Source organism: Pseudarthrobacter sp. PH31-O2, assembly GCF_030063265.1.
Taxonomy (GTDB): domain Bacteria; phylum Actinomycetota; class Actinomycetes; order Actinomycetales; family Micrococcaceae; genus Arthrobacter.
The window spans coordinates 77,569-100,018 of the sequence record NZ_JASIST010000005.1 but is presented as its reverse complement, the minus strand read 5'-3'; the positions used below and the strand labels follow the sequence as shown (position 1 = coordinate 100,018).

Here is a 22,450-nt window from a genome sequence, read left to right as displayed (position 1 = left end):
CCGGCACGCGCCGGGTCTTTGTCCTCTAGGAACCCTTGCCTGGCAGGAGTGCGATGGAACCATGACGGCAGGCACGGAACCCTCGACCCGCTGGCCCACCATTGCCAAAGACGTCGGCGGCCTCCGGGTCCGGCCGAACCTGGTGGACTATAACGCTGCGTGTGCCGCGTTCTCCTGGGACGAAGCCCGCCATCAACTGTCCGGACTGCCAGGGGGCCGCGGCGTCAACATCGCCTACGAAGCAGTGGACCGGCACGCAGCCGGGGGACTCGCCGGGCACGAGGCGCTGCGGTTCGTCCGGGCCGACGGCAGCAGCCACTCACTCACGTTCGCCGAACTTGCAGAGCAGACCACCCGCTTTGCCGGGGTGCTGCGCGCCCTCGGCATCGGGCGCGGTGAGCGCGTCTTCTCGCTCACCGGCCGCGGCCCGGCGCTGTACATCGCGGTGCTGGGCACCCTGAAGAACGCCAGCGTCTTCTGCCCGCTGTTCTCCGCGTTCGGCCCCGAACCCGTCCGCCAGCGGCTGCAGCTGGGCTCCGGCCGGGCCCTGGTCACCACCCGGGCCCTGTACCGCAAGAAGATTGCCCAGCTCCGCGACTCACTGCCGGAACTCCGGCACGTCCTGCTGACCGACGCCGACGGCAGCCCGGAGCCGGGAACGCTGGACCTCGCCGCGCTGATGTCCGCAGCGCCGGCCGACGGCGGGATCTCCGCGACGCAGGCCGAGGACATGGCCCTGCTGCATTTCACGTCCGGCACCACCGGAACCCCGAAGGGCGCCATCCACGTACACGACGCCGTCACCGCCCACCATGCGACCGGCACCTCCGCGCTGGACTTGCACCCGGAGGATGTCTACTGGTGCACGGCCGACCCCGGCTGGGTCACCGGCACCTCGTATGGTGTGATCGCGCCGTTGACCCACGGGGTGACAACGATCGTGGACGAAGAGGAGATGGACGCGGACCGCTGGTACCGGATCCTTGCCGAACAGCGCGTCACGGTCTGGTACACCGCCCCCACGGCGCTGCGGATGCTGATGAAGGCCGGCGCGGACCGCACCAAGGGCCATGACCTGTCCGCGCTGCGCTTCGTCGCCAGCGTCGGGGAACCGCTCAATCCGGAGGTTGTCGTCTGGGGCCAGGAGGCGTTCGGCCAGCCCGTGCATGACAACTGGTGGCAGACCGAAACGGGCGGCATCATGATCTCCAACTTCGCTGCCACCGAGATCCGCCCCGGCTCGATGGGCCGGCCGCTGCCCGGCGTCGAGGCGGCCATCGTGGCCCGGGACGCCCAGGACAAGCCCATTGTCCGCAACGGCAAGGCGGTCCTCGTGACGGCGCCGGACGCCGTCGGCGAACTGGCCCTGCGGCCGGGCTGGCCCTCGATGTTCCGCGGCTACCTGCATGAGGAGGAACGCTACCGCCGGTGCTTCGTGGGCGGCTGGTACCTCACCGGCGACCTCGCCCGGCGCGACGCCGACGGATACTACTGGTTCGTCGGACGCGGCGACGACGTCATCAAGTCCTCGGGTCACCTGATCGGCCCGTTCGAAGTGGAGAGCTTGCTGATGGAACACGAGGCCGTGGCCGAAGCCGGGGTGATCGGGGTCCCCGATCCGGTGGCCGGCGAGGTGGTCAAGGCGTTCGTGGAACTGCGGCCCGGCTGGGAACCCTCCGAGGAACTGCAGCTGGCGATCATCGGCTTCGCCCGCAAGAGACTCGGCCCGGCGGTGGCGCCCCGGCTGTTGGACTTCACCACGGCCCTGCCGCGGACCCGCAGCGGCAAGATCCTCCGGCGGCTGCTCAAGGCCCGTGAACTCGGCCTGCCGGAGGGCGACACCTCGACCATCGAGGCCCCGGCCGGGGCGCCGGAGCCGGACGCTGCCGCACCCGGGCCCCAAGCACCGGAGGCCCGGACATGACCGGGTCCGCGGACGTGCCCGGCAGCCACCCGGATCCGGCCCACGGCCGGCACCTGCTGCTGCAGATGCTCCGGGTCCGCCGTCTTGAGGAGAAATGCGTCGAGCTCTACAGCGCCGCCAAGATCCGCGGCTTCCTGCACGTCTACATCGGCGAGGAAGCCGTCGCGACCGGTGTGCTGGAAACCCTGGCCCCGGAGGACGCCGTCGTCGCCACCTACCGGGAGCACGGCCACGCCCTCCTCCGCGGGGTCTCCGCCGGTGCGATCCTGGCGGAGATGTACGGCTTCGTGGAGGGCTGCTGCCGCGGCCGCGGCGGGTCCATGCACTTGTTCGACGCCGCCACCCGCTTCTTCGGCGGCAACGCAATCGTCGCCGGGGGCCTGCCGCTCGCCGTCGGGCTGGCTCTCGCGGACAAGATGGCCGGACGCTCCCGCGTGACCGTGTGCTTCTTCGGCGAGGGCGCCGTCGCGGAGGGCGAATTCCACGAAAGCCTCAATCTCGCCGCGCTGTGGCAACTGCCGGTGCTGTTCTGCTGCGAGAACAACCTCTATGCCATGGGGACGGCGCTGGGGCGTTCGGAATCGCAGCCGGACATCGCCCTCAAGGCCGCCGCCTATGAGATCGCCGCGTGGGCCGTGGACGGCATGGACGTCCTGGCCGTCGAGGAAACGGCCCGGCGCGCCGTGGACGCCGTCCGTTCCGGCGGCGGACCGCACTTCCTGGAGCTGCGCACCTACCGGTTCCGGGCGCACTCGATGTTCGACCCGGAACGGTACCGCGAGAAAGCCGAAGTCGCCCGCTGGCTCGAACGTGACCCCATCGTCCTGCTGCGCGCCGCGCTGGAGGACGCGGGCCAGCTCTCCGCGCAGGACTGGGAGCAGCTGGAGGCGGACGCCGACGCGGAGGTGGCCGCCGCCGTCGAGTTCGCCGAAGCCGGCAGCCCCGAACCGCTCGAGGACCTCACCCGGTTCGTCTACAGCGAGCGCGGCGCCGGCCCGGAAACCAGTATCGGCGGGCGGACCGGGCCATGAAATCAAGCTACCGCGAGGCTCTTCGGGCCGGCATCCGCGACGCGATGCTCCGGGACGAGCGGGTTTTCCTGATGGGCGAGGACGTGGGAGCCTACGGCGGCTCCTTCGCGGTCAGCCTGGGGCTGCTGGAGGAATTCGGGCCCGACCGGATCCGCGACACCCCGCTGTCGGAGTCGGGCTTTGTCGGGGCAGGGATCGGCGCGGCGCTCGGCGGGATGCGGCCGATCGTGGAGATCATGACCGTCAACTTCAGCCTCCTCGCGCTGGACCAGATCGTGAACAACGCCGCTTCCCTGCTGCACATGTCCGGTGGCCAGTTCAATGTCCCGGTCGTGATCCGGATGACCACCGGCGCCGGCCGCCAGCTCGGGGCGCAGCATTCCCACAGCCTTGAGGGCTGGTACGCCCACATCCCCGGGCTGCGCATCCTCGCCCCCGCCACGCTCGCCGACGCCCGTGGCATGTTGTGGACCGCTCTCCAGGACCCCGACCCGGTCCTGATCTTCGAGCACGGCTCGCTGTACAACGTCACCGGGGAGCTCGACGACGCCGCCGGCCCGGTTGACATCGACACCGCCGCGGTCCGGCGCCCCGGGAACGATGTTTCCCTCATCACCTACGGCGGAACCCTCCCGGCAGTGCTGGACGCCGCCGGGCAGCTCGCAAATGAAGGCATTGACGCCGAAGTGCTGGACCTGCGCACCCTGCGGCCGCTCGACGACGAAGCCATCCTCACCTCTGTGCGGCGGACCCACCGGGCCGTGGTGGTGGATGAGGGATGGCGCAGCGGAAGCATTTCCGCGGAGATCAGCGCCCGGATCACCGAGCAGGCGTTTTATGACCTGGATGCCCCGGTGGGCCGGGTCTGCAGCGCCGAAGTGCCGATCCCGTATTCCAAGCAGCTGGAACTGGCGGCACTGCCGTCCGTCGAGCGGATTGTCGCTGCAGCCCGGGAGGCGGTCGGCGCGCGTGGCTGACTTCCTAATGCCGTCACTCGGTGCTGACATGGAGCACGGCAAGATCGTCGAATGGCTGGTCAAGCCCGGTGACTACGTGCGCCGCGGGGACCTTGTGGCGGTGGTAGATACCGACAAGACCGTCATGGATGTGGAGTCCTTCCAGGAGGGAGTGGTCGCCGAGCTCCTCGTGGACCTCGGCGAAACAGTTCCGGTGGGCACCCCGCTGGCCAGGATCACGCAGACCCCGGCTGAGGTCGGGGCCCCCCGCCATGAGGCGCCGCCGCCCCGGGATGGGGCCGCCGCCGTTGCTCTCACTGCCAAGGAAGTTCCCCCGATCGCCCCTCCCGTGCGCCATCTGGCACACCGGCTGGGGGTGGACACCGCCAGGATCCACGGCACCGGCAAGGGCGGCGCCGTCACGAGGGCGGATGTGGAGCACGCCGGGGCGGCAAGGCCGTCCGCCGCCGGACGCGTGCGCTCCTCGCCCCGGGCCCGGAGGCTGGCCGCCGAACTCGGCGTGGAGCTTTCCGCCGTGAGCGGCACCGGACCGGAGGGTACCGTAAGCGTGGCGGACGTGCAGCGCGCCGCGGCCCGCCACCCGGCGGCAGGCACCGCGGCGGCAGGTGCCCCGGGGGCCGGTCTCCCGGAGCCGGCCCCGGAGGCACCGGCCGCGGGGCCACCCGTTTCCCTCGAAGAACCCTCGGAGGCCCGCGAGCGCGTGGCCAGCCTGCGCCGGGCCATCGGGTCACTGATGTCGCGCTCGAAGAAGACCATCCCGCACTACTACCTCAGCACCACACTGGACCTGCGGGCCGCCGTCGACTGGATGCAGTCTGTCAACGCCCAGCGGCCGGTTGCGTCCCGGCTGGTCCCCTCCGCGCTGCTGCTCAAGGCAGCGGCGCTCGCGGCCAAGGAGGTCCCGGAGGTGAACGGCTTCTACGACGACGGCGGGTTCCGGCCCAGCGCGTCCGTGCACCTGGGTGTCGCCGTGGCCCTGCGCCAGGGCGGCCTCGTGGCCCCTGCCATCCACGACGCGGACACCCTGCCGGTAGATGTGCTGATGGAGCAGCTCCGGGACCTCGTCAGCCGCGCCCGCGCCGGGCGGCTGCAGCGCGCCGAAATGGCCGACCCCACGATCACCGTGACGAACCTCGGGGATCTCGGGGTGGAGAGCGTCTTCGGCGTCATCTATCCCCCGCAGGTCGCGATGGTCGGCTTCGGCCGGGTGCTGGAACAGCCGTGGGCGCAGAACGGGATGCTCGGAGTCCGGCCCGCCGTCGTCGCCACCCTCTCCGCTGACCACCGGGTCAGCGACGGGCTGCGCGGCGGCCGCTACCTGGCGCGGATCGACGAGCTGCTGCAGAAGCCGGAAGACCTGTGAACCGGGTGGGTCCGGATGGGTAATGTGAAACGGGAGGAACCATGAACGAACACGACGCCCGGGCGGCGGTACAGTCGGCGATCGGCAAGGTCGCACCGGACGTGGACCTCGCCGGCGTGAACGAAGACGCCCGGCTGCGGCAGGACCTCGAACTCGATTCGCTGGACTTCCTCCGGCTGGTCGAAACGATCGACACGGCCACCGGCGTCGACATCCCGGAGCGGGACTACCCGGAGGTGGCCACGGTCAAGGGACTGATTGGCTACCTCGCAGCCCACGGCTGATCCCGGCCCGGTCGCCGGGCCCCGGCTAGGGGTGCGGCTGGGGCCGGGCTTAGGCGCGCCGGGCGAACGCCGGCGCGTGTTCCGGGCGCGGCCCGAAGGCGATAAACCGGGGCAGCAGGTGTCTGATGGCCGGGCTATGGCGTGCCACGGACAGCAGGGCCGCCGGCGCCCCGGACCGTTTCCCGATCATGATCGGCTCGAACAGGAGCTTGTGCATCACCCGTTGGCCGGTTTGCACTACGACGGTGGGCAGCCGCCGCCGTCGTTGGACTTTCGCCAGTTCCGTGCGTGGCACCTTGCCCCGAAGCAGTGCCGGGGCAAGGATCGCTGCGGCTGCGGCGGCGTCCTGGATGGCGAGGTTTATCCCCACGCCGCCGGCCGGCGACATGGCGTGCGCGGCGTCGCCGATGCAGAGGAGTCCGTCGACGTGCCACTGGCGCAGCCGGTTAAGACGCACGTCCAGCCAGTGCAGTTCCGCCAGCGAGGCGATGGCCCCCACCCGGTCCGCGAGGTCTGGGCGCAGGGCGGCAACCCGGTGCCGGATTCCCTCGACTCCCTCGGCCCGGATCCTGGCATCCGCGCCCTTGGGCGCCAAGTACCCCAGCTGATAGTAGTCGCTGCGGTTTAGAGTCACCAAGGCCTCGCCCCGGCCGAATGCGGGAACGATTCCCGCCACGGCACCCGATTCGGAGGAATAGCGGGGCAACCGGAACCACCAGGTATCAAAGGGCACGGGGTATTCTTTCGGCGCGAGCCCGGCCGCGCGGCGCAGCGTGGAATGCCGCCCGTCGGTGGCAACCACCAGATCCGCCCGGAGCTCTCCCCCGGCACCGTCGGCGTTTGTGTACTTCACACCGGCGACCCGGCCCCCGTTCCGCACCAGCGCCGTGGCTGTATGGCTCATCCGCAGCTCAAAGGACGGTTCCTGGGCGGCGGCGCCGGCCAGGAAGTCCAAGAAGTCCCACTGCGGCATCATGGCAATGTAGTTGTAGGGCGCAGGCATCGAATCGAAGTTCCCCACCGTCACCGGCGGACCTCCGGGCACCGGGAAAGCGATGCTGCTGAGCCGGCTTTGGGGCAACCGGCGGAACTCGTCGCCCAGGCCCAGCTCGTCGATCAGCCGGATTGTGGACGCATGGACGGTGTCGCCGCGGAAGTCCCGGAAGAAGTCGGCAAGCTTCTCCAGTACCGTAACGCGCACTCCGGCACGGGACAGCAGCAACCCAAGCATCATGCCTGCCGGACCCCCGCCGACCACCACGCACCCGGTCGTCTCCATGGCCATACGCTACTCCTGCCGGGGGTGCCGCGGCAGGGGCCAACGCGGCGGGAATTTGCTCCCTGCAAAGCCTCATCCGCGGGGTCGGGCGGGGCGACACAGTTGAGTCCGGTTGACACCTCTGGCTAGGCTTTGGTTCATGCGTGACATCCAGGCGAAAATCATCGAAGAAATGGGCGTGCAGCCCCGGATCGATCCGGCCGGGGAGGTGCGCAAACGCGTCACGTTCCTCAAGGACTACCTGAAGGCGACCCACACCAAGGGATTCGTCCTGGGCATTTCCGGCGGACTGGATTCGTCCCTCGCCGGCCGGCTGGCCCAGCTCGCCGTCGAGGAGTTGGCGACCGAAGGTGTGGATGCGAACTTCGTTGCCGTCCGCTTGCCTTACGGAGTGCAGCGCGATGAAGACGACGCCCAGGCCGCCCTGGACTTCATCCAGGCCAAAACCGAGTGGACATTCAACATCTCGGCCGCCGTGGACGGCTTCGAGGACGAATTCGAGAAGACCGTGGGCAACGGGATCTCCGACTTTCACAAGGGCAACACGAAGGCGCGGACCCGCATGATCGCGCAATACGCCCTCGCCGGTGAGCACAACTACCTGGTGATCGGCACCGACCACGGCGCGGAGTCCGTGACCGGCTTCTTCACGAAGTACGGCGACGGCGGCGCCGACATCCTGCCGCTGTTCGGGCTGAACAAGCGCCAGAACAGGGCGCTCCTTGCCGAGCTCGGCGCCCCGGCGCGGATCTGGGAGAAGGTCCCCACGGCCGACCTCCTCGACGGTCAGCCCGGCCGCACCGACGAGGACGAGCTGGGCCTGAGCTACGACACGATCGACGACTACCTCGAAGGCCGCGACATCCCGGTGGCAGCAGCCGAGCTGATCGAGCAGAAATACCTCCGCACCCGGCACAAACGAACCGTCCCGGTCACCATCTTCGACACTTGGTGGAAATAGCCGCCCCAAGACCCGCTCCGCCCGGGCACCGGCCTATTTGGCGCCCTGCAGCAGGGTGGAGATCCGGTGCGCCTCGTCCATCAGGAGGCGGCCCAGCATCTCCTGCCGCTCGGCACGGAAGCGCTGCTCGATGCCGGTCAGCGACAGCGCCCAGGCGGGCCGTCCGCGCTGGTCGAAGACCGCTGCCCCCATCCCCCAGCTGCCTTCCAGCACGAGCCCGGGGTTGACCGAATAGCCAGCCTGCCGCGTCGCTTCCAAGTTCTCCCGGACCAGGGACCGGGTGTGGGCGGCCGCAAAGCTGCCGGCGTGCGCTGTCCAGCCGGCCAGCAGCTCTTCCTGCTCCGCCTCCGGCAGGAATGCCATGATGGCGGTCCCGGCGGAGGCGACCCCGATCGGGAAGCGGACGCCCTCGTGCAGCACAAAGGACCGCACCGGGAAGCTGCCCTCCTCCCGGAGCAGGCACACCGTCTCGGCGCCGCGCCGGATGGAGAAGAACGCGCTTTCGCCGGTCTCCTCTGCGAGCCGGCGCAGGCTGGGCCGGGCGATCTCCTCGAGTGGAAAGCGCGCCGACGCCACAGAGCCCATCAGCAGGATCTCCGGACCCAGCACCCAGTTGCCGCTGACCGGGTCCTGGTCCAGCAGGCCCTCGGAGGCCAGCGAGGAGAGCAGCCGGTGCACGGTGGGGCGGGTGAGCCCGGATTCCCTGACGAGTTCAACGAGCGGGGATCCTTCCGGTTTCCGCCCGACAATACGCAGCAGGGAGGCGGCGCGGCTGACGACTTGTGCGCCCTGGACCGGTAATGAAGTCATCTTCTTCCTCGGGTTTTGTGTTCAATCGTCTTAAAGTATCCATATTGTGGACAGTCATTAGCCTACCGTCCACACTGTAAAAATGGCACTATGGAGGGCAAAATCATCCATTGACAGCCCCCTTTTTGGCACCGTAGGCTCCAACAGCAGAGGAGCAGTCCACAAAGTGGATTGCGTCAACAGCTCAATGAGGAGATGCAGATGTCAAAGCTGAAATCCGGCGCGGCAGCCGCGCTGCAGGACGTGCTGCGGGACGGCATGACGCTCGCCGTCGGAGGCTTTGGCCTCAGCGGCATCCCGGCCGACCTGATCGAGGCGGTACGCGATTCCGGTGTCAAAGACCTCACAGTGGTCTCGAACAACATGGGCGTGGACGGCAAGGGCCTCGGCATCCTGATCGAAGCCGGCCAGGTCCGCAAGGTCATCGCCTCCTACGTGGGCGAGAACAAGCTCTTCGCCGAGCAGTACCTCGCCGGCAAGCTGGAGGTCGAGTTCACCCCGCAGGGAACCCTCGCCGAGCGCCTACGCGCCGGCGGCGCCGGCATCCCGGCCTTCTACACCAAGACCGGGGTCGGCACCCTCGTCGCCGAAGGCAAGCCGCTCGCCGAATTCGACGGCGAAACGTTCGTCCAGGAACGCGCCATCAAGGCCGACGTCGCCCTGGTCCACGCCCACACCGCCGACACCGACGGCAACCTGATCTACCGCTACACCGCCCAGAACTTCAACCCGGTGGTCGCGACGGCGGGTGTCGTGACCGTCGCGGAGGCCGAGGTAATCGTTGAACCCGGCGCGCTCGACCCCAACCACATCGTGACGCCCGGCGTTTTTGTCCAGCGCCTCGTCCGGGCCAACGCCCGGGTCAAGGACATCGAACAGCGCACGGTCCGTCCCCGGGCGGAAGCGGCCGACGCCACAGAAACCGCACCCGTTCCGGCCTGAGCGCCGCCCTTACTTTCTTCAGGAGAATCATCATGGCTTGGACCCGGAATGAAATGGCTGCCATCGCGGCCGAAGAACTCAACGACGGCGACTACGTCAACCTTGGCATCGGCATCCCCACGCTGGTCGCCAACAACCTGCGTGAGGGCGTCCGCGTTGTCCTGCAGAGCGAGAACGGCCTGCTTGGCATGGGACCGTTCCCCTTCGAGGGCGAGGAGGACGCGGACCTCATCAACGCCGGCAAGCAGACCGTCACGGTCCTCCCGGGCGGCAGCATCTTCGACTCCGCAGCATCTTTCGGCATGATCCGCGGCGGGCACGTCAAGGTCGCGATCCTCGGCGCCATGCAGGTTTCCGGCGGCGGCGACCTCGCCAACTGGACCATCCCCGGCAAAATGGTCAAGGGCATGGGCGGCGCCATGGACCTCGTTGCCGGCACCCCGCGCGTTGTGGTCCTCACCGAGCACAACGCCAAGGACGGCACCGCCAAGATTGTCAGGGAATGTACCCTGCCGCTGACCGGCCTGAGCTGCGTTGACCGCATCATCAGCGACCTCGCCGTGTTTGACCTTAAAAAGGTCGACGGCGGACGGAAGCTCACGCTCACCCGCCTCGCCCCGGGCGTGACTGTCGAGGAAATCCGCGAAAAGACGGAAGCCGATTTCGACGTCGCGCCCTCCGTCGACACAACCCCCACCCTTGAAGGAGCCACAGCATGAGCCTGCGCGAACAGTTCGGCAAGGATGTCCTGCTGACCGGCTGGGGACACAGCCGCTTCGGCAAGCTCACGGACGAGACCCTCGAGTCCCTGATCGTGCAGGTCGCCACGGAGGCGATCGCCAACGCCGGGATCGAGCCGGGCCAGATCGACGAGATCTACCTCGGACAGTTCAACTCCGGCATGATGCCGCTGGCCTTCCCGTCCTCGCTGGCGCTGCAGGTCTCGGAGCAGCTGGCCAACGTCCCGTCCACCCGGGTCGAGAACGCCTGTGCCTCCGGGTCGGCAGCGTTCCAGCAGGGCACCAAATCGCTGCTGGCCGGCACCGCGAAAACCGTCCTGGTGATCGGCGCCGAGAAGATGACCCACGCCGGGGCCGATGTCGTCGGGGCGGCGCTGCTCGGCGCGGACTACGACATGGCCGGTAAAGCCTCCAGCACCGGCTTCACCGGGCTGTTTGCCGAGGTCGCCAAGCATTACGGGAAGCGCTACGGACCGATCTCGGACGTGCTGGGCACCATCGCCGCGAAGAACCACCGCAATGGCGTCGACAACCCCTACGCCCAGCTCCGCAAGGACCTCGGCGAGGAGTTCTGCCGGACCGTTTCGGACAAGAACCCGATGGTCGCCGACCCGCTGCGCCGCACCGACTGCTCGCCTGTGTCCGACGGCGCCGCCGCCGTCGTGCTGAGCGTCGCCCCCACCGGCGGGGCCACTGCACCGGTCCGGCTCGCCGGGTTCGGCCAGGCCAACGATTTCTTCCCGGCCGAGCGCCGCGATCCCACCGCCTTCGCCGCGACGCGGGTCTCCTGGCAGCGCGCGCTGGGGATGGCCGGCGTGGGGCTGGAGGATCTGGACTTCGCTGAGGTGCATGACTGCTTCACCATCGCCGAGCTGCTGATGTACGAGGCCATGGGACTGACCGAACCGGGCCAGGGCTCGCGCGCTATTGAGGAAGGCTGGGTCTTCAAGGACGGCAAGCTGCCAGTCAACGTCTCCGGCGGACTCAAGGCCAAGGGCCACCCTGTGGGCGCCACCGGCGTCTCGCAGCACGTCATCGCCGCGATGCAGCTCACCGGCACCGCCGGCGGCATGCAGCTGCCCATCGCCCGCCGCGCCGCCGTGCAGAACATGGGCGGCGTCGGCATCGCCAACTACGTCAGCGTGCTTGAAGCGCTCTGACGCCAACGCGGGTCAGATACAGCCGATGCCGGGCGTCGGAATGGGCCGTATCTGACCCACGTTGGCAGAGCTGCCGGCGCTCGGGAGCCTGGGACCCGCACGGAGGAGTTGCCAAGGGTCACACCTGTCTTAGGCGCCGCCGTTCCCATAGAATCTCAGAGGGCCAAATGCATTCCCGGCGACCGCCGGACCACAAGGAGGTGGCGGATGCCGACAGGACCACCCAGTGCGTCAAGCAAGTTTCGCGCGCCCGAGCCGGTTGGCCAGTGGGTCCACCGCACGAGACTGACTGAGATGCTCCACTCGGACCGGAAACGGCGGCTCGCGTTGATCCATGCCCCGGCCGGATTTGGCAAGTCAACCCTTGCCGCCCAATGGATGGAATTCCTCGCGGCCCAGGACCTCGTCACCGTCTGGCTGTCCCTGGACCGCGATGACAACAACACCATCTGGTTCCTGTCACATCTGCTTCAGGCAATCCGCAAAGCCCGTCCCGGACTTGACGAGGAACTGCAGCAATTACTGGAGGAACGGCCCGACGACGCCGAGCACTATGTGGTTCCCGCGCTCATCAACGCCATCGATGAGGGCGGCCAGGACATCGTCATAACCCTGGATGACTGGCACCTGGTCACGGAGCCCAGGACCAGGGCGGTAGTGGAACGGCTGCTCGAAGCCGGCGGCTCGCATCTGTCCTTCATCATCACCAGCCGCAACCGCTCGGGCCTGCCACTGGGGCGGCTGATGGTGCGGGACCAGCTGATCGAGGTGGACGCCGTCGCCTTGAGGTTTGATGAAAACGAGTCCCAGGACTTCCTGGTCGGGATCAACCGGCTCGATCTGGATGCGGGAGACCTGGCTAGCCTCCACCGGACGACTGAGGGCTGGATCGCCGCGCTGCAACTGGTTTCCCTGTCCCTCAGGGACCACCGCGGGGCCTCAGACCTGATTGAACGGCTCTCCGGCAGGCACGCGTCCATTGGTGAGTATCTCGCCGAAAACGTCCTCGACACCTTGGACCCCGAAACACTGGATTTCCTCCTGATGACCTCGGTTCCGGAACGCCTCTGCGCGGGGCTGGCGTCCGCGCTCTCAGGGGTGGAACTGGGCCAGGCCATGCTGGAGAAGATCCAGGCGCAGGATCTTTTCCTGCAGCCGCTCGACGACGACGGCACGTGGTACCGCTATCACCACCTGTTTGAGGACTACCTGCGCCGCCGCCTGGAGCGCGACTACCCGGGCCGGACCGGGGAACTGAACCTGGTCGCTGCCCGCTGGTATTCGGAAAACGGATTCCCCAGCGACGCTGTGGACCATGCCCTCGCCGCCGGGGACGTTGAGCTCGCCGTGGAAATCGTCGAACTCCGCGCGATGTGGCTGGTGGAGCACTCGAGCATGTCGACCCTGCTGGCACTCGTCAGCAAGATCCCGGCCGACCATGCGGCCGGCCAGGCCCGGCTCCAGACGGCAATAGCCTGGGCCCATACACTGCTGAACCAATCCGGGGCGGCGCAGAGGGCCTTGAACCTGGCCGAAAGCGTGATGCCCGCCGATGCGACCCTGACCGAACACGACCGTTTTGAGCTGGGCGTCGAAGGGCTCGTTGTTCAGAGCTGCATCGACATGTACGGCGACAGAGTAAACCACGTGGATGAACTGGACGGGAAGTGCTTCGCCCAGGCCAACCTGCTCCGGCCCTGGATCGTCTCGGTGGCAGCGAACGTGTCAACGTTCAAGAAGATCCACGACGGCGATTACCGTCTCGCCCTGGAGCAACAGCGCTGGGCCGCGAAGTTCCACGGCCTCACCTCGGGCCCCTTCAGCGGAGTGTATGGACACTGTTTTTCCGGTCTTGCCGCCTACGCCCTGCTTGATCTGGACCGCGTGGACCAGCACTTCACCGCGGCCGTGGAGCTCGGCCGGCGCAAGGCTGGACGATACTCACATGCAGCGCGGCTGGCGGGAGCGATGATGGGCCAGCTCCTTTATGAACGCGGCGAACTCGACAAAGCGGAGAAGTTGCTGGAAGAAACCCGCGAGCTGGGTTCCGAAGGCGGGGTGGTGGACTTTATGGTGTCCACATACGCCACGCTGGCAAGAATAAAGGCACTCCGGGGGGACACCCCACGGGCCCGGGAAATACTCGACGAAGGCGATCTGGTGGCCGACAGCCTCGGCCTTGACCGGCTTAGGCTGGTCATGAATCTGGAACGCGTGCAGTTGGGAATCGGCCCCCGGGCGATCGACGCCGAACCAGACCGTGCCCTACCGGGCGCGGCAGCTGTCCGGGAACCGGCGGACATCACCGGACCACGGCTGGAAGGGCTGGCCGAGGCCAAGGCCCAGATCCAGCTGGCCACGCAGTTGCGATCCGCCATGGCTGACGCCGGTCACGGGAGCCAGGAACCCCCGGGCAAATCGGACACGGTGACCGGCGCCCGCCGCCTGCTGGCGCGGGCCGCCGCCTACTTGGGGCCGCGGGCAGAACTTAATGCCCGTATCCTACTGGCGGCCGCGCTTGAACAGGCGGGGAACCGTAAGGAAGCGGAATCGACGCTATGGCCTGCCCTGGAGACGTGTTCCCGGCTGGGCCTCGTCCGGCCCGTCCTCGATGGCGGCCCAAGCTGCCTGGAACTGGTGCGGGCCACTTCGGCCAGGCTGCGACGCGAGCCCGCCCCGGAGCTGGGCAGCCCCGAACTGCCGCGTTTCCTCAGCATCCTCATCCGGTTGGAAGCGCAGGCCAGGACCAACCGGGATGCAGGGTGGTCAGCGGAGCCGGTCCCTCCCCCCGGCACGGGCACCACTGTTCCGGAACCGGGCTTGTCACAACGCGAACAGATGATCCTGCGCCTCGTCGAGAAGGAACGGTCCAACCGCGAAATCGCCCAGGAGCTGCATCTGGGCATCAACACCGTCAAGTGGTATCTCAAGAGCCTGTTCAACGCTCTGGGCGTCAGTGACCGAAGGGCCTGCGTCACAGAGGCCCGACGGCGGCACCTGCTGCCCAAGTAACCAGGGGGCTACTACCCCAGGGTTTCCAGCCTGGCCAGCACGCCCTCCGGAGAAGCCGCGCTGGGGATGTCGCCCAGGTAGAAGTCCCCGGCCGGGAGTTCCACGCCCGTCTCCAGCCAGAACCCGGCAGGAATATAGGCGCCAACCGCGGTGTCCCCGTGCAGTCGCGCCTGGTCGTCGTCGAGCTGCCCCAGCGTCCACCGGTAGTTGCTGGCCAGATTGGCAATCGGAGTGTAGGCCTCCAGCGGAACGTGCACGCCGCGGGACGCGCCTGCAGCCGTTCGGTTATCCAGCAGAAGTCCCGCGACGGGCAGCGCCGCGAACGCCCGGAGCCAGTCACTGACATACATGGAGGCATTCTCGGCGTTGTCGGCGTCGAGGTCGGTGGTGCCGTCCGCGCCCGAGAAGTGGTGCGTTCCGGTGAGCCAGGCCATCGGCGACGGGATGCGCAGCACCACAGGCTGGCGGGCTGTCTTGGTGAACACAGTAACGAAGTCCAGCACCGCGCGGTTGAGGTCGTCGTCGTCCAGCAACGTCCGCAGCGCGAAACCTGTCCGGGATCTGGCCGCCATGCCGGACTCGAGCCCGGTGTTGCCGGTGGTCAAATGACCGTACAGCCGGTTCAGGTCCAGGAGCGCGACGTCCGGCCGGAGCAGCCCCTGTGCCTGGGCAAAGAATGCCGCGTAGGCAGTGGCGTTGTCCCAAGGGACAGGCCGGCCACGAAGAATGACGGAGGCTGCGTACTCGTGGTGGTCAAAGACCACGGCTTTCGGCCGCCCCGACGGAGGGCAGGCAACAACGTTGGCGAGGGTGGTGGCAGTGGAAGTGGTCATGACGTCTTTCTCCATACATTGGCGAATAAAGGCTTTCAGCGCCGCACCGTCCTGGATGGGGAGGATGCGGCGCTGAAGGGTTCGTGAGTTGCTGCGTCCCGGGCCGGGACGTGCCGTAGCGGGCTAGGACTTACGGTGGACAACTTCCCCGTGCTTCAGTTCGAGCTCACGGATTCGGTCCTCCAGGGCGCTGATCTTGACTTCCCTGCGGTCTGGAAGCATGATCAGCGGCAGCTTGTCGATGGTCGCCTTGACCCGCTCCGGTCCGTTGTTGGTGAAGTGGGTGGCTGTGAGTTCCTCCGTGTCGTCGCCCCAGGACCCGTAGTAGAGCAGGTCCTTCGGGGGCTCGGCCTTCACGTATCCTTCGAGGAATTCCTTGTACGGCTTGCCACGGGCGATCCGGGCCTGCCGTGAGTCGTGGCGCAACTGGGTGGTTGCCTCTTGGTCCACCACGAAAGTCTCAGGGTCCCAGACGACGCCGTAGATGCTGGTGGCGACCTTCGGTGAAATGCGGCCGAGTTCCAGATCCTTGGCCACCGCCTCCGGATCACGTTCCAGAACGTCGCCATACCCTCCGCCGGAGCCCTGGGCAATCATGTACATCTCGCCATCCTTGGCGACGTCGAACTGCAGGCCCATATGGGAAGTGGTGTACTTGCCGCCCTCGTAGGGCTGCTCGTTCATGATCCGTTCCATGGACAAATCGAACTTGCTGGAGTCCTTGCGGATCACGTCGTAGATGTTGATGCCCTTGACCATGGCCAGCGGCGTCGTGCTGCAGCCGTAGCCGCCGAACATTCCCGTCACGGACGAGAACTTGGATCCCGAGGTGACGGTCATGAAGCCCCACATCGGCGTTCCCTCGGCGGCAACGATCATCTCGTAGCCCATGCCGCCGCTGTTCTTGCCGAAGCCCTGGTTGTCGCGGACGATCCGCTTGCTGACCAGCTGCATAAAAGGAACTTCCTCCTCCATGACTTCCTGTTCAGCGGTGTCAGCCATGGCGCAGAACAACGGTGAGACGGCGTCCTCACCGTCGCGGAAGGCCTTGGCACCGCCGCCCATGCCGTTGAGGTCGGCACACAGGTTGCCCACCTGGTCGCCGTGCTGGGTCAGGCCTCCCCACAGGAAGGTGTTGATCTGGTTGAACCACGGAGCGAGGACGTTGGAGAACTTCTCCGGATTGGAGAACTGCATCTTGGCAAAGGCAGTCTGCAGGGCAGAGAATCCCCGGAACGACGCCTGCAGCGACTGCCCCATCGGAGCGTCGTAACCAGCGTCGGCCCACGTGTGTTCATCCGAGATGATGTCGATGGGTGACATCGCCGAGGTACAGCGGGGCAGGTCAGGCCACCAGAACGCCAAGATCGCCTGCATCATCATCGACTTGACCGAGCACAGCGGGGAGTTGATGGCCCGGTTGAGGATTTCGGGACCCGTCCCCCTTAGATCCACGGTCATTTTGTCTCCCTTGACCGTCACCTTGCAGGCGAACTTGATCAGGATGTTCTCCTTGAGGGTGGAGTCCATGAACTGGTTGAAGGACACGGTCCCGTCCGGCAGTTCACTGATGCGGCGCTTGACTTCCTGCTCCACGTCTTCAACGGTGACGCGCAGGGCAGCGACGAAGGTCTCCACTCCCACTTCGTCGATGATGCTGTCGACGCGTTCCTGGATGCGCTGGACGGCACCGATCTTGACCTTGAGGTCAGCCAGTTGCAGCTTGGGATCGCGAACCGAGTGCTGCAGGAACGTCAGCAGGTCCCGGCGCAGATCGCCCTTTTCAACGATCTTGAACGGGGACATCCGGAGTCCGTCGTCGAACGGGGTCTCGGAGCCCGAGGGCATTCCGCCGGGCTCGCAGGCCCCGTTTTCGCCTTCGTGAATGGTCGCTGCGACCCAGGCGATGATCTTTCCCTCGCGGAAGATCGGCATGATCATGGACTGGTCTGTATTGTGGACGTTTCCGTACCGGGCATCGTTGTGGATGAATCCATCGCCGGGGTTGATCCCCACCGTCGGCTCGTCCTTCCAGTACTTCATGATGTAGCGGATCGGGTGATGCAGGATCGCCGAGAACGCGATCACACCGTGGCAGGACAGGTAGGTGACGTCCCCTTCGGCGGTGTAAATCGCCGTCGTCAGGTCCCCCCATTTGGCACCGGGAGCGGCACCCATGGCCTCGCACATTTCGTAGCCCTCATCCAGGGCGCCGGCGAGGCGCTTGCGGATGCGGTCCACTTTGATCGGGTCCACGCCCTTGGAGATGCACTCCTCCTCGTAAGCGGAGCGGGACGTGATCTGGTGGCTTCGCATGATGGCCGGGTCCGGGCCGAGGAACAGGGTTGTTTCGTCCATAAATTGGGCCACCCACTGCTGCTCCTGGGCAGTCAGCGGCTGGGAAGCGTCGTCGGCTGTATCTCCGGCTTTGCCGGCAGTGCTGCGTTCATTTGCTGTAAGCGTCATTGCTGTCGAGCTCCTTCAATGGGATGAGCTGGAAGGTCTGGATGGGATCCGTGCGGCACGGGATCAGTCTTTGAGGAACCACACGGCTCCCTGGGATGTCGGTTCCAGGCGCCATCCCGGTTCCACCAGATACGTCGTGTTTTCGGTGGTGACGATGGCCGGGCCGTGGATGACGTGTTGGTGGTGGAGGGCCTCGGCGTCGTACACCGGAGTGTCGACGGCCCCGTCGATCTTCACGAAGTGGACCTGCCTGGTGCCGACCGGGCTGGGCATGGTCCTGTCGTGTCCGGAGTCGATCGAATCGAACTTGACCACGTCCCCGTCCACATAGGACGACACCCGCACGGTCTGGGCCCGGATACCGGCCTCGGGAGCCTGGCTGCCGGCACCGTAGCGTTTGCCATAGATATCCGAGAACGTCCGGATCAGGTGAAGGACGTCGGCGACGCCGTTCACGCGGTTGATGTCGAAAACGACGGCCGTGGTCACCAGCTGGTTCCCGTAGCGCATGTCCATCTCGAGGCTGTAGCGGATGTCGGCGGGGTCGTACCCCTGGCGGATCAGGTCTTCCTTGCCCTTCGCTTCCAGCTCCTGGATGACATTGTTCAGCTCGTCGTAGCTTTGGTAGAGGCTGCGGTCAGTGGGGTTGTAAAGCACCACGTGGGAGCCGCGCTCGTGGATGTGGAGTGGCTTCATGTTGCCGGCGCCGCAGGCCGAGAATACCGAGGAAAACGGCGGCGCGAGGATCCTGCGAATGCCGGCGTGGTCGGCAATGCCACAGGCGTGCAGGGGGCCGTTGCCGCCGTAGGCCAGCATGGTGAAGTCTTCCGGAAGGTATCCCCGGACCCGCAGCTCTTTGGCCATTCCGATCGCCATCTGCTCGTCGACAGCATTCTTGATGATCTTGGCAACTTGGATGGTATCCATGTTTAGGTCATCAGCGAGGACCTCGTCGATTGCGTAGGCGGAACGCTTTTTGTTCAGCTTGATGTAGCCGTTGGCGTAGTTGTCCGGGTCCAGGTACCCCAGGACCAGGTCAGCGTCCGTGACTGTGGGGCGGAGGCCGCCGCGGTCGTAGCACGCGGGGCCCGGATCCGAACCTGCCGATTCCGGCCCGATCTGTACCGCGTGGTGGATGCGGTCATAGCTGGCAATCGAACCTCCTCCCGCACCCAGCGTCAGCAGGTGGATCATGGGAACCGATACCAGCCAGCGGCCTATGGTCGGCTGGAAGTCGTAGTGCTTGACGCCGCCCTCCGGGACCAGGCCAATGTCGAAGGACGTGCCGCCCATATCCGTCGAGATTACGTTTCCCAGACCAGTGCTGTTAGCCAGGTGCTGGGCAGCGCCCACTCCGGCGATGGGCCCGGAATGGATGGTCTGCAGGGCATCCGTCGAGTTGGACTGCGCCATGCCGCCCGAGTTGTGTATCACCAGCATGGGCTTGTCGTAACCGGACGTACGCAGGTTGTTGGACAGCTGCCCCAGCGCGTGGAACATGATCTCGTGCAGGAACGCGTCCACGATCGTCGACGTCGCACGGACGTACTCGCCTTTTCGTCCCGAAACCTGGCTTCCCAACAGGACCGGGATGGCTCCGAGCTCGTGGGCAGGGTACTCGTCCAGGATGATCTCCAGGATCTGCTGCTCATGGACCGGGTTCTCGGTCGAGTTGACCAGGGAGACCACGATCGCTTCCGCTCCGGCGTCCACGAGTTCGCGCACCTGGCTGCGGACATCGTCTTCCATCAGCGAAACGACCACCTTGCCGGCCGAGTTGATCCGCTCCTTCACCGACCGGATCAAGGCGCGGGGCACAAGCGGGTCCGGCCGGGTGGCATCGGGCATGTTCTGCTGCTTGGAAGGGTCCAGTCCTTCGCCGTAGCCACGGCCTCGGGAGAGCGGGATGGTGTCCTCGAAGCCGTGGGTGACCAGCGCCCCCACACGTGGGCCTTTACCTTCGATCAGGGCGTTGGTGCCGAGGGTGGTGGCATAGCGGACTGAGTCGACTTCCTTCAGGACGAGGTCCCGGTCCAGTCCGGCGCGTGAGCAGGCGAGGTCGAGTGCTTCATTAAAGCCTTGGGCCAGGTTGTGGTGCGTGGTGAGCGCCTTTGCTTCAACGTACTGGTCTTCCCAGGCAAAAAAGCAGTCGGTAAATGTGCCGCCGATGTCGACGGAGATTCGTTTCATGACCAGTGGTCTCCTTTATTCCAAGTACTAGCTGAACGAATGGGGGGAATGGTTGTGGGTGTTGTAGGAGCCGAGTGGCGGGCTGAAATCGGCGACCGCCTCTTCGCCGGGTCCGTAGTTGATGACGGTCTCAGGCTTGGTGCCCCGCTTGATCCAGGTTTCGCGGAGCGAGTCGATGTCCCACAGCATGTCCACCGTGGGCGGGTGTCCCGGCGGTACGTACTCCGTCTCCAGCTGTGTCCCGCAACCCGGGCAGTAGAACTCAAGAATCCGGCAGAATGTGGGGTCCGGAGCGAAGGTGAATTCGTACTTCTCCGGGTCCAGGATCGACTGGTGGATTTCCGTGGGGTCCCGGTCGTAGACCAGTGTCCCTTCCTTGTAGTTGCCTCTGGCCTCGCCGAGGTCCTGGTTGCAGACCTTGCAGTTCCACCGTTCAGTGTCGAGATCGATGATCAGATATTCCGTCATTGGAATTCGCATAGCGTGTCTCACCTGTTTTCTTGGCTGTAGTTTGGGGTCACTTCTGGAGGGTGTCTGTGAGCATTAGGTCTCCGGAGACCGTCACGTCGAAGACCCAGCCATGCGGCACCCGGGCCGTGAAGTAGGGGCCTTCGACGATTGCGGGGCCAGCCGCCGAAGCCCCGGCCGTTTGGCTGTCCAGGTCGAAGACCTGAACATCGTCGACCTTGTCCACGGCGGAGCGGACCTTTCGGGTGGAGGCGGCGACGGCGGGCGTCTTCGCCACTGATTCGGCCCGCCTGATCGATGCGTGCGGCAGTTCATACCGGGCCGTCAGGGTCAGCAAGGTGTTGTGGTTGCTGGTGCCGGGCTGCGGGTCGGAAGCCAGGTACGGCAGCTCGGAAACCAGCTGGCCGTCGGCGTCTTCGAGCACCACATTCCATTCGAGCCGGCATTCGTCAATTTCGTGGCCCTCCTGGAACATGTCCCGCGCCGCCCGGGCCAGCAGCGTCGCCTTGGTTGCGCCGAAGTTTTCCGCGTCCATTCCCGCGACGTTGGCCTCATAGGTCTGAGCAATGTCGGAAAAACCGATTCCGAAGGCTGAGAAGACGGCGGCCATCTTGGGCACCAGGACACGGCGGACGCCGGCGATCCGCGCGGCACCACACGCGCTCATCGGTCCGGCACCTCCGAACGCAGCAACTGTTGTGGCGTCCGCAGCCTCGACGTCGGCGGCAAAGGACTGCGACATACGTTCGAAGTAGGCGGCCTCCATCCGGATCAGGGCTTCATTCAGGGTGATCCCCAAAGGTTCCGCGATGACTTCGGTGATGACTGCGCGGGAGCGTTCCGCGTCCAGACTGAAGCCTCCATCGAGGTAGGTGTCCGGATCGAGCACGCCGAGCAGTAGGTTTACGTCCGTGATCGTGGCCTGCTTGCCCCCAAAACCAAAACAAGCGGGACCCGGTGCAGCTCCGACGCTCTCGGGGCCGACGGTAATGACGCCGTGGCGAAGGGCAATGACGGAACTGCCCCCCACGCCGCTGGAATGGACGTTGCTCATCTCGAATGACACCGGGACTCCCTGAATGGCGCCCCTGCGGTCCGTCGAGATGGTCGAGTTCTTGACCGAGCCGACGTCAGTGGTGGTACCGCCGACGTCGATCATCAGAACGTGCGCGAGTCCATAGGCCTCCGAGAGGGCCTTGGTCCCTTCCAGCCCGCCGCGCGGACCGGAAGAGTAGGTCTTCAACGCGACAGACTTGGCCACCCGCGACGAAGCTCCGTCATTGCGGTAAATGAGGAGCGGGTTCTTGACCTTATGGTCCCGCAGCCGGTGCTCGGTGCTGTAGAGAAACCGCTCCATGGTGGGGTGCAGGAAGGAGTTGATGATTCCGGACCACACCCGGCGGGCCTGGACGGTGTCGGGCGTGAATTCCCAGGAGAACAACATGGGTACCGAGCCCAGCAGGTGGCGGGGGAACTTTCGGAGCAGAACGCCTTTGACGGCCTTCTCCTTGTTGCGGTCGGCCATGGCGATGACCAGCCGGGCGGCGCCGTCGGTCGTCAGCCGGTTGACGTGCTTCACAATTTCCTGGGCGAGCTCCTCCACGTCCTGGTCGGCATGGATGACTGCCACCCGCGTCCCGACAAGGTCTTCAAACAGCTCAGCGGCCGCCCCGCCCTTGCGGAGCTCACCGGCCAGCGCGGGGCTGTCTGTGAGGATACCAATCCGGGGACCCTTGCGCTCCACGAGGGCATTTGTCCCCTGGGTGGTGGAGTACCGGATGTGACGGGTTGAGTGCAGAAGCCCGGGGAGATCCTCTTCGCCAAAGATTTCCTTGGAAGCTTTGGCCATGCCGTCGAAGAGACACTGGGAGAGGTCAAAGGGCGTGGTGAGAGTCTTCGTGAACGAGAAATTCTCACCGTCCCAGACGCAGATATCGGTCAGCGTCCCACCGTTGTCGATGTTAATGAGCCGTTCCATTGATACTCCTTTGTATGTTGAGGCGCGGTGAC

Annotated in this window: 17 protein-coding genes; 10 read left to right on the top strand and 7 right to left on the bottom strand. The window is 66.2% G+C overall.

Features of this window, described 5'->3' with window-relative positions:
* The first annotated feature begins 61 nt into the window (after positions 1 to 61).
* From acsA to QMG72_RS09575, 5 genes are read left to right on the top strand one after another with little or no spacing between them, the layout of a single operon-like run.
* Positions 62 to 1,924, top strand: coding sequence for an acetate--CoA ligase (gene acsA, locus QMG72_RS09595; RefSeq protein WP_226773575.1), 1,863 nt, complete (start codon positions 62 to 64; stop codon positions 1,922 to 1,924).
* Positions 1,921 to 2,955 carry a pyruvate dehydrogenase (acetyl-transferring) E1 component subunit alpha gene (gene pdhA, locus QMG72_RS09590; protein ID WP_226773576.1) on the top strand — a complete coding sequence of 345 codons (1,035 nt, stop codon included), beginning with the start codon at positions 1,921 to 1,923 and terminating at the stop codon, positions 2,953 to 2,955. The genes acsA and pdhA overlap by 4 nt, the downstream gene beginning before the upstream one ends.
* Positions 2,952 to 3,932, top strand: a complete 981-nt coding sequence (locus QMG72_RS09585) for an alpha-ketoacid dehydrogenase subunit beta (protein WP_226773577.1) — start codon at positions 2,952 to 2,954, stop codon at positions 3,930 to 3,932. Before pdhA ends, QMG72_RS09585 begins: the two co-directional genes overlap by 4 nt.
* Positions 3,925 to 5,295 (top strand): dihydrolipoamide acetyltransferase family protein, encoded by a 1,371-nt coding sequence (locus QMG72_RS09580; protein WP_226773578.1) that lies wholly within the window; start codon positions 3,925 to 3,927, stop codon positions 5,293 to 5,295. Before QMG72_RS09585 ends, QMG72_RS09580 begins: the two co-directional genes overlap by 8 nt.
* 41 nt (positions 5,296 to 5,336) lie before the next feature.
* Entirely contained in the window at positions 5,337 to 5,579 is a 243-nt protein-coding gene (locus tag QMG72_RS09575) for an acyl carrier protein (RefSeq protein ID WP_226773383.1), read from the top strand.
* A 49-nt stretch (positions 5,580 to 5,628) separates the two neighbouring features.
* On the opposite strand, the gene QMG72_RS09570 is transcribed toward QMG72_RS09575, so the two are convergent.
* The gene (locus tag QMG72_RS09570; RefSeq protein WP_283480348.1) at positions 5,629 to 6,858 is read right to left on the bottom strand and encodes an FAD-dependent oxidoreductase; all 1,230 of its coding nucleotides are present in this window, start codon (positions 6,856 to 6,858) and stop codon (positions 5,629 to 5,631) included.
* 139 nt (positions 6,859 to 6,997) lie between these two features.
* Between QMG72_RS09570 and nadE the strand changes: the two genes are divergently transcribed.
* On the top strand, positions 6,998 to 7,819 hold the full coding sequence (nadE, locus tag QMG72_RS09565; RefSeq protein ID WP_226773385.1) for an NAD(+) synthase: 822 nt from the start codon (positions 6,998 to 7,000) through the stop codon (positions 7,817 to 7,819).
* 33 nt (positions 7,820 to 7,852) lie between these two features.
* Here the strand turns inward: nadE and QMG72_RS09560 are convergent, their stop codons facing one another.
* On the bottom strand, positions 7,853 to 8,629 hold the full coding sequence (locus QMG72_RS09560; RefSeq protein WP_226773386.1) for an IclR family transcriptional regulator: 777 nt from the start codon (positions 8,627 to 8,629) through the stop codon (positions 7,853 to 7,855).
* A 201-nt stretch (positions 8,630 to 8,830) separates the two neighbouring features.
* On the opposite strand from QMG72_RS09560, the gene QMG72_RS09555 reads away from it, so the two are divergent.
* The 4 genes from QMG72_RS09555 (at position 8,831) to QMG72_RS09540 (ending at position 14,483) form a co-directional block, all read left to right on the top strand.
* Positions 8,831 to 9,571: a CoA transferase subunit A gene (locus QMG72_RS09555; RefSeq protein WP_282359555.1), complete on the top strand. Its 741-nt coding sequence runs from the start codon at positions 8,831 to 8,833 to the stop codon at positions 9,569 to 9,571.
* A gap of 32 nt (positions 9,572 to 9,603) precedes the next feature.
* Positions 9,604 to 10,290 (top strand): CoA transferase subunit B, encoded by a 687-nt coding sequence (locus QMG72_RS09550; protein ID WP_283480347.1) that lies wholly within the window; start codon positions 9,604 to 9,606, stop codon positions 10,288 to 10,290.
* Positions 10,287 to 11,471 (top strand): acetyl-CoA acetyltransferase, encoded by a 1,185-nt coding sequence (locus tag QMG72_RS09545; RefSeq protein ID WP_226773389.1) that lies wholly within the window; start codon positions 10,287 to 10,289, stop codon positions 11,469 to 11,471. The genes QMG72_RS09550 and QMG72_RS09545 overlap by 4 nt, the downstream gene beginning before the upstream one ends.
* A gap of 294 nt (positions 11,472 to 11,765) precedes the next feature.
* Positions 11,766 to 14,483 (top strand): helix-turn-helix transcriptional regulator, encoded by a 2,718-nt coding sequence (locus QMG72_RS09540; RefSeq protein WP_283480346.1) that lies wholly within the window; start codon positions 11,766 to 11,768, stop codon positions 14,481 to 14,483.
* An 11-nt stretch (positions 14,484 to 14,494) separates the two neighbouring features.
* Here the strand turns inward: QMG72_RS09540 and QMG72_RS09535 are convergent, their stop codons facing one another.
* From QMG72_RS09535 to QMG72_RS09515, 5 genes are all read right to left on the bottom strand, one after another.
* Complete coding sequence (locus tag QMG72_RS09535; protein ID WP_226773391.1) at positions 14,495 to 15,316, bottom strand: hypothetical protein; 822 nt, start codon at positions 15,314 to 15,316, stop codon at positions 14,495 to 14,497.
* A gap of 123 nt (positions 15,317 to 15,439) precedes the next feature.
* Positions 15,440 to 17,782, bottom strand: a complete 2,343-nt coding sequence (locus tag QMG72_RS09530) for a hydantoinase B/oxoprolinase family protein (protein WP_226773392.1) — start codon at positions 17,780 to 17,782, stop codon at positions 15,440 to 15,442.
* 63 nt (positions 17,783 to 17,845) lie between these two features.
* Entirely contained in the window at positions 17,846 to 19,972 is a 2,127-nt protein-coding gene (locus QMG72_RS09525) for a hydantoinase/oxoprolinase family protein (RefSeq protein WP_226773393.1), read from the bottom strand.
* Between the two features lie 27 nt (positions 19,973 to 19,999).
* Complete coding sequence (locus QMG72_RS09520; RefSeq protein ID WP_256446489.1) at positions 20,000 to 20,440, bottom strand: acetone carboxylase subunit gamma; 441 nt, start codon at positions 20,438 to 20,440, stop codon at positions 20,000 to 20,002.
* 49 nt (positions 20,441 to 20,489) lie between these two features.
* The gene (locus QMG72_RS09515; RefSeq protein ID WP_226773395.1) at positions 20,490 to 22,418 is read right to left on the bottom strand and encodes a hydantoinase/oxoprolinase family protein; all 1,929 of its coding nucleotides are present in this window, start codon (positions 22,416 to 22,418) and stop codon (positions 20,490 to 20,492) included.
* Positions 22,419 to 22,450: the final 32 nt, after the last annotated feature.